General features: G+C 35.7%; 3 protein-coding genes and 1 tRNA gene. All 4 read right to left on the bottom strand.

Annotated elements, in window-relative coordinates; translation table 11 throughout:
* Positions 1 to 211, bottom strand: a 211-nt coding sequence (locus AA80_RS09480) for an IMP dehydrogenase (protein ID WP_146049062.1), incomplete at its 3' end; no start/stop codon positions are given.
* 189 nt (positions 212 to 400) lie between these two features.
* A tRNA-Ala gene (locus AA80_RS09475) sits at positions 401 to 476 on the bottom strand.
* Positions 477 to 599: 123 nt separating this feature from the next.
* Entirely contained in the window at positions 600 to 1,697 is a 1,098-nt protein-coding gene (locus AA80_RS09470) for a lamin tail domain-containing protein (RefSeq protein WP_211286599.1), read from the bottom strand.
* The gene (locus AA80_RS09465; protein WP_103877477.1) at positions 1,675 to 1,947 is read right to left on the bottom strand and encodes a hypothetical protein; all 273 of its coding nucleotides are present in this window, start codon (positions 1,945 to 1,947) and stop codon (positions 1,675 to 1,677) included. Before AA80_RS09465 ends, AA80_RS09470 begins: the two co-directional genes overlap by 23 nt.
* Positions 1,948 to 2,051 lie beyond the last annotated feature (104 nt).

Raw genomic sequence — 2,051 nt, 5'->3', positions numbered from 1 at the left:
ACATATTTTTATGAATAACTCCAACAGCACCTTCCCTTGCCATAGCTTTTGCCATTTGTGATTCACTCACAGTATCCATCGCTGCAGAAAGAAAAGGTATTTTTAAATGGATATTTTTTACCAAACGGGAGGTTGTATCAACCTTATTCGGTACCACTTCACTATACTGTGGTAGTAATAAAACATCATCAAAAGTGAGATACTCTTCCATTTCTCTGCCTCCTTACCCTGGTGAATATTATCTTTAAAAACTTGTTTTAACGCCCCTTTGCCCCTCCCACCACCCAATCTAAGGAAGGCACCCGCGGTCCATATAACCTAGCAGTGGAAGGGCTTCACTCCCCACCTATAATAACAAAGGTTTATGTATATAAAAAATGAGGGAATACTTCCCTCATATTGGTGGAGTCGATGGGACTTGAACCCACGACCTCTACCGTGCCATGGTAGCGCGCTCCCAGCTGCGCCACGACCCCGTAAAATATATAAACTCCATTTGAGCATACAAATTATAACATAAGTGTTCTCTTTTTTCAAGCATTTTTTTTAACGTAAAGTCACAATTTATAATTATTTTTACTATTTTAGTCAATGAAATGTTAGAATTCAACTCTGCTTATTAGTGCCCCTTCATTATCGTATAGGGCTGCAGTGTCTCCATCATTATTCCAGATATAAGCTCCTGTCCATTTGAAGTTAGTTGGAGGTTCTTCTATTGCGTTACGGCCTGACAAAATATTCACACATTCTCCAGCTTTAAGTATATACCCATCTGGAAAATTGAACTTTTGACTCCCAACTTCGCTAACCAAAACCCATCCTGTTAAATCAACGTCTTCATCAGTTTTGTTACAGATAGTGACCTTTTCATTAAACACATCTAAGTTAGTAATCAATATAGAATATTTTTGTTGTTCTGATTCTTGGATGTCTTCTATAAGATTAACAGTGTTTATTGGTTCTACGTTAAAATTTATTTTATTGCCTTCACTAATAGATATAATAACTCCCTGTAAATCTGTACGAAAAAGATCTACTTTATGTTTTTCCAATCTTTCTAATACTTCCTGGGACGGATGACCGTAATTATTATTTTTACCTACAGATATAATCGCATACTTTGGATTAACCTCTTTTAAAAACTCTTGTGAAGTTGAAGAACTGGATCCGTGGTGTCCAACCTTAAGAACATCTGCCTTTAAAGGAATATTATTATCTATCATATCCATTTCGGAAATTCTCTCTGCATCTCCTGCAAACAGAAAAGTCGAATTTCCAAAATTCATTTTCATAACGGCACTCCAAGAATTTAGATCTTTTCCATACTCTTTCACAGGACCCACAAAAAACACATTACTGAATGAAGGGTAGCCTATTACAGCAGCTAAAGCAGGGTTGATCAAAGTAATTCCAGCTTTAGCTGTTTTGATATAAGTTCCTTCCTTTCTCACTTCTAAAACAAAATCATTATAGGTTTTCGTAGTATGAGAAACATCTGGGGCATAGACATTTTTAACTTCAAAAGCTTTTAAAACCTCCACCAACCCATCTATGTGATCTGCATCAGGATGGGTAGCTATCAAATATTCTATATCATCAACATTTTGTGAGTTAAGGTAAGTAACTATATCGTCACCATACCAATTATTACCCCCGTCAATTAAAATATCAACATTATCTGGTAATTTTACCAACATCAATAAAATGAACCTCGACATTCGAAGTTATAGGAAGAGATAAACCTGATTTTTCTAAGAACGGAAAATAATCTTCAATAAGCTCTATTAAATTTTTGGTATATTTGACTTTCCAATACATTAGTTCATCTGTTTGGTAGCTACTAACGTAATTCCAGATAAAGCTAGGAGAATTAAAAGATAGAGATAGAGATAGAGAAAGGGAAAAAGGAAGAAGCAATATGCAAAATATCAATAGAACCTTCTTCATGAGCATCTCCTCACTACTTTGCTTATTATATTTTTACTATTTTTAGGAACTCATTGATCGATTTAGCGCCCTCCCCCCCCGCTCCCCACCCATGAGGATAAAGG

The organism is Petrotoga sibirica DSM 13575 (assembly GCF_002924625.1).
In the GTDB taxonomy this organism is placed as follows: Bacteria; Thermotogota; Thermotogae; order Petrotogales; family Petrotogaceae; genus Petrotoga; species Petrotoga sibirica.
Note: the sequence above shows the minus strand (reverse complement) of the source record. Positions and strands in the feature narration are given on the sequence as shown.